The sequence below is a fragment of the bacterium genome, assembly GCA_021108215.1.
GTDB lineage: Bacteria > Oederibacteriota > JAAXVQ01 > JAAXVQ01 > JAUVAV01 > JAIORK01.
In genome coordinates, this window is sequence record JAIORK010000037.1 from 118,530 (window position 1) to 126,777 (window position 8,248).

The 8,248-nt window shown below is 46.4% G+C and carries 5 protein-coding genes and 1 pseudogene; 1 reads left to right on the forward strand and 5 read right to left on the reverse strand.

Features of this window, described 5'->3' with window-relative positions; translation table 11 throughout:
• Positions 1 to 76 precede the first annotated feature (76 nt).
• Positions 77 to 1,018, forward strand: coding sequence for a hypothetical protein (locus K8S19_09070; GenBank protein ID MCD4813825.1), 942 nt, complete (start codon positions 77 to 79; stop codon positions 1,016 to 1,018).
• Between the two features lie 16 nt (positions 1,019 to 1,034).
• Here K8S19_09070 and K8S19_09075 read toward each other — a convergent pair whose 3' ends face one another.
• From K8S19_09075 to K8S19_09095, 5 genes and pseudogenes are all read right to left on the reverse strand, one after another.
• A complete protein-coding gene (locus K8S19_09075; protein MCD4813826.1) occupies positions 1,035 to 1,760 on the reverse strand; it encodes an SIMPL domain-containing protein in 726 nt (241 codons plus the stop codon).
• Between the two features lie 403 nt (positions 1,761 to 2,163).
• The gene (locus K8S19_09080; GenBank protein MCD4813827.1) at positions 2,164 to 2,601 is read right to left on the reverse strand and encodes a hypothetical protein; all 438 of its coding nucleotides are present in this window, start codon (positions 2,599 to 2,601) and stop codon (positions 2,164 to 2,166) included.
• Between the two features lie 3 nt (positions 2,602 to 2,604).
• Positions 2,605 to 3,969, reverse strand: a complete 1,365-nt coding sequence (locus tag K8S19_09085; GenBank protein ID MCD4813828.1) for a hypothetical protein — start codon at positions 3,967 to 3,969, stop codon at positions 2,605 to 2,607.
• Positions 3,970 to 4,292: 323 nt separating this feature from the next.
• A pseudogene (locus tag K8S19_09090) lies at positions 4,293 to 5,201 on the reverse strand (hypothetical protein).
• A 6-nt stretch (positions 5,202 to 5,207) separates the two neighbouring features.
• Entirely contained in the window at positions 5,208 to 8,192 is a 2,985-nt protein-coding gene (locus K8S19_09095) for an integrin alpha (protein ID MCD4813829.1), read from the reverse strand.
• Positions 8,193 to 8,248: the final 56 nt, after the last annotated feature.

Sequence of the window (8,248 nt, forward strand, 5' to 3'; positions counted from 1 at the left end):
AGAAATGTTTGCTTATCCATCAATTCGCTTTTCCACTCACTATCCATACCGACACATTCTCCCAATAATTTTGCTGATGTTTGTCGCCTTGCCCGCCATGGCGGCCACCATCAGCCTGCATATCACTGTGCTCGGCACCTATCATGAACATTTCGCGCAGTCGTCCGGCCAGCAACCCGACGGCTGGACAGATGAAACCAATGACGGTGCAAACAATGCTGAATTAGCTGCCAACGGACTCGGCTCCGCCAAGCTGACCAAAGTTGATGCCAATAACTCCGGCCAGGCCGTCTCCGCCAACATGACCATGGACCTGGATACGTTTGATACCCTGCGCGTGGTAGTCACCGAGGTAGACAGCACTGATTATATTGTCTCGCTTTTATTAGATGGCCAATCAACACCTGTGCGGATTTCCACCGCCCTGACCGGCACTGGAATTTATGAATATGATATTAAAACCATCACCGGTTGGAGCGGGATTCAAACATTTGCCATTGTCCTGACGGTTGAGAGCGCCACCAATGGTCTGGGAACCCGTTTTGATGAACTTGTCATTTATGAACAGGGCTCCTATACACCCTATCTTGAGCATTTCGAGGAAGCCGCCGGACAACCCGGCGGTTGGTGGGACGAGACCAATGACAGCAGCAACAATGCTGAAATTGACGGCAATGGCTTGGACTCAGCCTATGTCACAGAAGTGGGACCTGATGTCTGGGGCAAGGTCCTTTCTGATACGATGACACTCAATTTGGATACATACGGTTATTTATGTACTGTGGTAACCGCAGTGGACAGCGGTACATCTTACAAAGTATCACTAAAACTGAGCAGCGGCCCCACTTTGTATGACTTGTATGCTGGAAACGGCACCGGTAAATATTGTTTTGATATTAAAGCCGCCACCAGCTGGAGCGGTTCACAGACCTTTTCAATTGTCTTAATCTCTGAAACCGGCACCAATGGTCTCGGCGCCCGGTTTGATGAAATTAAAATTGACCGGATCGGCTTCTAACAAATTTCCTAATCCACTATCTATCCACCAAATAATATTGGACTGTTGTCACCACCCGGATTTTTTTATACTCCGGCGAATTACGATCACGGTCCGCGATTGAAAAAAAACCCTGATTGGCATGACGAATTTTTCCGAGTTTGCTGCCTGAATCTTTGGCAAATTTCTTAGCCGCTTCCCGGGCATTAAGCGTCGCGGCTTCGATCATTTCCGGCTTAATTTTATTCAGACCGGTAAATAAAAATTCCGTCCGGTTTTCCCAGTTTTCCACCATGACCACACCTTTTTTTACAAGTTCCCCGGTTTTTTCCATACCAATCTTCACGCGCGCTACATCACTGGAACGCAGTGTAAGCGTGGTTTCTGCAAGGTAGCGATAGGTTAAACGCACTTTTTCACCATAGTGACGTTCTGCCTGGGTATCGGTTATTTTTGGTGAAGCATTCGAGATCATCTCATCATGAAAACCCGAGTTAATTAAAAAAGCCGTGATAATCTTACGTTTTTCATCAATATGACTTTGCAAAGACGCTAAATCATTACTGGCAACTTTGAATGTAATCGGCCATATCGCCAGATCTGCCGGTAGTTCCTTCTCCGCCAGTCCTTTCACCGTCACAAAACGGTCCGCCGACCTGATTTTGTATAATGCCGAACCCAGGCTCATCCCGGCAATAATCAGTCCAAGCCCCACCGCAATACCGGCAATCGCCGGAGAATGCCAGATTGATTTGTTTTCCATGAATCGCACACTCCTTTTTCAAAAGATGTATTTGGCGATTTTATACCACAGAATCACAAAATCGTCTTTATTTTTCCGTGACTCTCAAACATATTTATTCTAAATTCGTCGTGGAATTAACCTGACATTGGCTGTACTGGTTTGATGATAGAAGCACCCAGGGATTAATCATTTTTTCAGTGGAACGAAGAAATTGTTCTCAAACACCTGTCATACAAACAGCATAACAGAACATCTTCCATGAATTTTCGTTTTCCAATGAAAAAATGATTAATCCCTGGGTGCTATTCTTTCTCGTCGATTACTGTAGGCGGGTTGACAACCAAAAGAAAGAGGCGGCTGCAATCGGATCATCCTGTCCCTGCATCAGACAAAAAATGAACAGCCGTCTCTTTCTTTTGTATTAATTAACAACAGTAACAACCAGTTCAAAATCTCCCGGTGTCGTGGTTGCACTGTTGATCCACCCGAGAATGACTTTGCCGTGCTCAACCGAATAGAAATAATTGGTTGTAGAGTCGTCGGTTTCCGTTTCTGTATACGGAACCAGCGGGGCATCGTCATACCCGGTAAAATGAAGATAACAACTGACTGTAGAATAATCACCATGCACATTATCCACGACCACTGCAGGACAAACAGCATCATAGGTCCCGCTGGATCCTGCCGGGGATATTGCATAAACATACGTTGTTTGGGTCCCGGCACCGGCCGCACCGGTCGGCCCCATGGGACCTTCCGGTCCGCGGCATGCACTCAAAAATCCCAGTGCCGAAATTGCCAAACCAACCATCAAGATATTCAACGATTTTCGATATTTTACAGGCCGATTGTTCCCCATGGTTTATTGCTCCTTTTCCGCAACTGCAGCTTTAATTTTAGACTTTGATTTATTTTGCTTCCCTTTCGCATCCTGTTTTTGTTTCGCTTTACTTTTTACAACGCGACCGGGTTTAACCTTTTTCCGTGATTTTTCTTGTTTATATTCCTGCTCTTTTTCCATCTTGTCTTTTTTGTATCGATATTTTTTCCGGGACGGCTTTTTTCCGTCTAACACCTCTTCATCCGGCTGTGCTTTGATGATAACCTTGGTCTTTTTCCCGTTTTTTACAACAACCTTCCTCACCTTACTTTTTTTGTGCTTGTATCTGGTCGGTCCCTCGTATTCCTCATAATAATCATCATAGCGTTCCTGTTCTTTGCGCGCGTCTTCCGTCTCAACTTTTTCAGATATTTTTGAGTGCCGGGGTGATTGCTGCGCAACTTGTTCTTTCACCTTGCTTCTGCCGTATTTGGGTGATGGCCGGTCATGCTGAGATTTCCCTTTTTGCCAGTTCCCGTTGAGCCAGCGGCCTTTATGATCATACTGTCCTGGTCGGTAAACATGTCCTGTACGTTCACGTGCCCGCCAATGACCTTTTACCCAGCGGCCGTCATGACCCCAGTGACCTTTTGCCCAGACTTTTCCGGCAGGAATACGCTTCCAGCCACCGATGTTCCAAATACCGCGATGGTTATAATATCCGGCAACCCAGCGCTGACCAGTGCGAACAGCAGGACGCCAAAAACCCTTGATCCAATAGCCGCGGTGATTCCAATAACCCGGCACCCATGTATAATGATGCCTTACTTTCCTTGGCTGCCAATAACCATAGACCCAATCCCCCGCACGGTTCCAGTGACCTGACACCCAATAATAGCCGGATCGGTTTGCCTTACGCCACCGTCCTTTGAGCCACTGTCCGCCATGCCAGTAACCCGGTACCCAGGCATACCCGGAACGATGATGCCGAACCGGTCTCCAGAAGCCTGGAATATACACCCCGCCTTCCCAAAAACCGTTGGACCAGGAAAATCCCACCCGGATACGCGGACGCCAAAAACCGGGAACAATGATGTGTTCCGCGATTTCCAGAGCATCAACCCAGACCTGTTCCTCCGTGTAGGTATCTTCCGGCGCTTGAACAACAACCGTATGTGATTCAGAATAATTTTCTCCCGGCGCTTCTGTTTCATGTTGTGAAGAATACGTCTGTTCCGGTTGCGGTTGCGAGTTCGGCTGCGGGTTGGGGACTTGATAGGTTGGATAAGGTGTCGGCTGATAATAAGAATAACGTCCGGCAGGTGGTGCGTCTTTTTTATGTACAACGACGGTGCATCCCGTACTTAAAACAATGATACTCAGTAAGCCAATCAGTGCTCGTTTCATTTTTTTCTCACCCCTTCGGTTCTGTCCTTTTCTAAACGTGTTTCGTAGCTACAGAAAAGTAGACCCCCAAAGGACTGTTTGGTTCATCGCATTGAACTTTTGTATGGGACATAAAAAAAAGGGGCGTAAAAACGCCCCTTTTTATCTGTTTTTATTACTTCCAAAAAGCCGTTAATTAACCACCGTCACAACCAGTTCAACTGCCAGCGGTGTGGTTGTAAACACAATTACTTCTTTACATCCAATTCCTCACTACCCGACTGCCATTATTACCTAGGTCAGTACTTTTCATCTAACTAACCGAGCAGCAGCTTGCTTGGCATTCATTTGACCAAACCAATCTTTTTAATAATCCTTTCTTTAATATGGCCGCTTTCCGCCTCACCGATATAGAGGTATACCCCATTTGCCATGCCTGAGGTATTCCAAATAACTTCAGTCCATCCCTGTGGATAATGACCCTCCCTTGACCATACAAACCTATTTCCAGGTGTATAAACTTTGATACTCACCCGCGCGGCCTGGTCGAGGAAAAATTTAAATTTTACATTCACTCCCCGGGTGGGGTTGGGATATACAAAGAAATATTTTTTATCAATGATCTGTCCCTTAAAATCAGCTATCCTCGGAACGGGAGTTGCTGTTGGAATAGGAGTTGTTGTTGGAATACTGGTTGGTGTCGCGGTAGCCGGAGTTACCGGCCCGGTGCGAAAATCTGCATTCCCACTAAGACTACCCCACGACATACTGTACCAAGGACTATACAACTGATCAGTGCTTGTCTGGCTCGGATCATACATCAATCGAGCGCGCCACCGATATGCTTGTGAAGTATCCAATCCCGTTATTGTAAAATTTAAATCAGTACCTAATACACCCACATCCGTATACATTGACTGATTAAAAAGCGTCCCACTTGAGAGTGGTTGACCCATGCGTGCGACTTGTACTTGTAATTTTGTTCTTACAGATCCTTGACTGCTTTGAGCGAATAGACGAACAAGAAAATCCTGATTACCGCTGGAAATTGATGCTTGCCCAGCAGGACCTATCAAGCTTAATTCATCCGCACGAATCTGACGCGGTATCCGGCTCAACCCAGACTGCTCATTACCATAGTAAAGAAATGCCCGACCTTCACTCGTTTGCCCATTATCATACGCAGGAGCACTAATTATTACATCTCCATAGCCATCACCGTTTACATCACCTGCGCTCGCAACAGAAAAACCATATTGTTAACCTGCCTGGTCGCCTTCTCCCGCCCATTCCGCACTACCTACCAATCCACTGCTGCTGCCATGATATACATAAGCCCGGCCATTGGGGAATTGATACGCACCGACCACAACATCACCATAGCCATCGTTATCTACATCCCCGGCAGTGGCAACTGAGTACCCGAACTGTACACTATTTTGACCGCCATATGCGGTCCAAGAAAAATTGGTGCCGAGCCCACCAGATCCACCATGATAGATATATACTCGCCCTTCATTGCTCTGCGTACCGTCATACAAATTAGCTCCAACAACAACATCACTATACCCATCACTATTCACATCGCCGGCTGAAGCCACAGAATGTCCATATTGGGCGTTAGTCTGATCGCTCTCTTGAGACCAATCCGCCACACTGCTCAGTCCTCCCGCATGCCCTAAATACAGAAACGCGCGCCCTTCATCGGTCTGACCGTTGTCATAAAGAGGCTCACCAATAATTACATCACTAAAACCATCGCCATTTACATCACCGGCTGACGAAACAGAATATCCAAATTGCGAATTGACTTGTCCTCCATCCGCAAACCATAAAGAATTACTATCCAGACCGCTTGCGCTTCCAGTATGAAGATATACCCGCCCTTGATTATCATAATAAGGTGCTCCAAGAAGAATATCACTGTACCCATCACCATTTACATCCCCTGTACAAGCAACACTATAGCCCAACTGCGCATTGGCTTGGTTGCTTTCCACAGTCCAAGCCGGGCTGGCACCTACACCGCTGGCATTTCCTAAATAAACATAGGCCCGGCCTTCATTTGTCTCACCATTGCTGTATTGGGGTGAACCCACCACAATGTCACAAAATCCATCACCATTCACATCGCCGGCGGTTGATACAGAAAAACCAAAAAATTCATCAGCCAAAGTTCCTTCCAAAATCTGATCTGCAATGGTACTCAACCCATCGGATTTGCCATGAAAGATAAATACATTTCCAATATTTGAAAGACCTGTATCATAATAAGGCACGCCTAGCATAACATCCCCATACCCATCACCATTCACATCCCCAGCACTCGCCAGACAATATCCCAATTGTGCGCTTGTTTGATTACTCTCCGCTGTCCATACAGCGTTGGATGTCAAACCAGATGATGAACCATGATAAACATACGCTCGGCCTTCATTTGTTTCACCATTATCATACTCAAGAGCGCCTACAATAACATCGCTATAGCCATCACCATTTACATCTCCGGCGCTGCTCACCGAGCATCCATATTTTGCATCTATTTGGTTGCCCTCTGTTACCCAGATTGGATTTGTGTCTAACCCAGACGAAGAACCTTGATAGATAAATGCCCGGCCCTCTCCTGATTCTCCATTATTGTAGTTAAGTGCACTTACAATAACATCTCCATAACCATCACCATTCACATCCCCGGCATTGCCAATTGAATGCCCAAACCAAACATTTAATTGATCTCCATTTGCTGTCCAAACAGGCGTTGTGGATAACCCGGAGGATGAGCCGGGATAAACAAATACCCGGCCGCCTCTATATAACCCATTGTTATAGTATTTTGCGCCAACAATAACATCACTATAACCATCGCCATTCACATCTCCGGCACTGCTCACTGCATTTGCAATGTTTCCGTCCTCCTGATCACCATCTACAATCCAGGCCGGATTTACGGCCAAACCGGCAAGCGACCCTAAATATACATATACTCGGCCTTCATTGGTCTGACTAGTAACCGGCTCATTGTCATACAGATATGCCCCAACAATGACATCTCCATAACCGTCGCCATTCACATCTCCGGCACTACTTACAGATATACCGAACTGAGCATATGCTTGATTACTCTCAGCAGTCCAGTTTGCTGTGGCTGATAAACCTGTCGCAGACCCTAGATACACATACGCGCGGCCTTCATCATCTTCCCCATTATCAAAATACTGAGCACCTACAATCACATCTCCATAACCATCTCCATTTACATCTCCGGCACTACTCACTGAGGTTCCAAATCTTGCTTGATCCTGATTACTCTCGGCAGTCCAATCGGGTGTAGATGCCAAACCAGTTACTGATCCGAGATATATATACGCTCGACCTTCCAAACTCTGACCATTACTAAAGGTACTCGCACCTATAATGATATCCCCATAGCCATCATCATTCACATCTCCAGCACTGCCTACAGAAAAACCAAAGGAAGCGTTTGCGGCATTGCTCTCGGCTGTCCAAATCGGATTAATAGCCAGGCCGGATGTTGAACCAAGATACGCATACACCCGCCCTTCATTGCTCTCACCGTTGTCATAACCAGTTGCGCTAACAATCACATCACTATAACCATCTCCATTCACATCTCCGGCTGAAGCCACAGAATATCCAAAAGCAGCACCTTCCTGATTGCTCTCTGCGGTCCAGGCCGGTGTGGTTAAGAGTGGATCAATCATGATAGGATAGTGAGCTCCCTGATCATTAATACTCAACACAATAGCATGATTTTCCAGCGCCATGCTTGCCTGCAATTTCCGTCCGCGAGCATCCCAGGCTTTAAGTTTGGCATATTTCAATACCACAGCTCCCTGATTATTAATAAATTCAATGAATCGGCCTTTGATATCTACTCGGCCTTCTAGCCCCTCAATCGGTTGCGAGACAATTCTGACCGGTTTTCCCAAAACTTCACCCACTACACTTCTTGGACTCGACTTCAGAATAAAACCCTGCTCCAATCCTTCCGGCTTGTTCTCATACCATTCAATTAATTCATCCCGTATGTATTCGACCCGGTTATTGTTTGCCTGTATCCGCGACTCTCCGGTTGGATGCATCGCACCTGCACGCCCAATAAATACGGTTTGCCACTGCCAATTCCACGTATTCTCCACACCAACAATGCTCTTATCCCGAGGCTCAAGCTCCACTTTATTGGATGAAAAACGTGCACGAAAATTGTGTTCCCGGTTTGGCATCCCCGTTTTCTCAGCGATAGTGACCTCAAGCCCAAGGGAGAATTAACTATTCAGGA